Below are 1,559 nucleotides of genomic sequence, written 5' to 3'. Positions count from 1 at the left end.
GCCAACCGGTTCTCCAGGGATAAAGGCGATGGCCTCCCTCGCACTGGACTTTGTGCCGGTAGCCGGTCAGTTAAAGGCGATGGATGAACTATGGACAGGTCGTGACCGTCTCCTGAATGTGGAGGTTAACCGCGGCCTGTCAGCGTTAGCACTTATCCCCGGTGGCAAGCTTGCGGCTAAAACGGTTCAGTGGTTAGGGAAAACCAGACCGGTGATGGCGGCCATGCAGTTGACGCGGGATAGCAAAGTGATTGAAAGTGCCGCCAGTTACTCGAAGCAAACGGTTCGTCTTGTAGTCAATAACAAAGAAATTATTTTTAAGCATACATTAAACGCCACTGTCGGAGGGACGTCTTCGTTTCTTTCAGCACTGTCTACCGCGGATGCGCATCCGTGGCGCAGTGCGGTGATTGGAGGAGCTACGGGTTTCTTATTTGGATTTTTATCTCCAACCACATTTAAAGGTACGATTAAATTAAGTGCTGCCTCAGGGGGAACGTCTAATTTTCTGAATCAATATTATGAGAGTCTTAGTAAAAATAAAACACCAATTAGTGTAACAAAAATAGCTGTAGCTGCTTATGCGGGAGCGGTAACTGGAGGTCTCACTTATGGCATGCCACTTATTTCTGCCGCCATTGTCAGTTTTGGCCCTTCTACTGTGATCAATAAATTAGGAGATGTGTTTTATGAACACTGGTATAACAATACGAAATAATCAATATGAAGATATAACGCATGGGAGTTATGGGTTTATGGCTCTTTTTTTACCTATGGGTTTTCTATTTTTCTTTTATTTTCAACTTATTGGTATTTATTTGATAATAAGTACTCAGCCCACAATAACAGAAGATTACATAATGAAATGGGCAGGATTTTTTATAATCTCTACGCTTACGATCTGGTTCGGTTCGAGTAGTATATACGCTTTTCAAACAATACAGTTTATTGAGTGTATTGAAGAAAATATCATTATTCGTTTTTATTTTTGCCGCAAGCTTACTTTTTGTAAAAAAGATTTAGTAAAAATAGGTGATTTTAAAATAACCAAATTAATGTCAAGAATAAGAACCTTTCCCGAAGGGGGTACGGGGTTTTTAATTCATTTAAAGAATGGAAAACGATATCGGGTGAGTCCTCATATGGCGAGATTTGAGGAACTGAAAGCGGTATTAACCGAGATTGTGGCAAGGAATAAATAGCGACTGACCCTCATGATGCGGGCGGTTCTGTTCAGGAAGAAAGCCGGACGTACACGTATGCGTTGTGGGACACTTACCTGCAGGCGGAGGAGCGTGCTCAGTTGACGGTGGATGGTCGTGTAGTCAGTGTGGGGTCGACCTGGTATGGTTATGATGTGAACGGGGAGTTGATTGAGGTGGCGGACGCGCAAGCGTTGCACAGCACGTGGTATAAAGCGAGTGCGCAAGAAGGGGTGCGAGGCAGGCGGGATGGGAAGGGGCAGACGCATTACCTGACGGTGGGTGGCAAGACGATTGGTGATGTGCAATTAAACACGAACGGTGAGCAGCGGTTGCATGTCTACAGTGGGTTTACCC

The 1,559-nt window shown here is 44.6% G+C and carries 3 protein-coding genes; all 3 read left to right on the top strand.

What is annotated here, in order from left to right; genetic code table 11:
• Positions 1–718, top strand: a 718-nt coding sequence (locus T345_RS0113060; protein ID WP_211249736.1) for a hypothetical protein, incomplete at its 5' end; no start/stop codon positions are given.
• Positions 690–1,202 (top strand): hypothetical protein, encoded by a 513-nt coding sequence (locus tag T345_RS0113055; protein WP_028389687.1) that lies wholly within the window; start codon positions 690–692, stop codon positions 1,200–1,202. The genes T345_RS0113060 and T345_RS0113055, both read left to right, overlap by 29 nt.
• Positions 1,203–1,303: 101 nt before the next feature.
• The coding region (locus T345_RS15360) for a hypothetical protein (protein WP_211249735.1) at positions 1,304–1,559 on the top strand (256 nt) is incomplete at its 3' end.

Origin of the sequence: Legionella fairfieldensis ATCC 49588 (assembly GCF_000621525.1) — a bacterium.
Lineage (GTDB): Bacteria > Pseudomonadota > Gammaproteobacteria > Legionellales > Legionellaceae > Tatlockia > Tatlockia fairfieldensis.
Note: the sequence above shows the minus strand (reverse complement) of the source record. Positions and strands in the feature narration are given on the sequence as shown.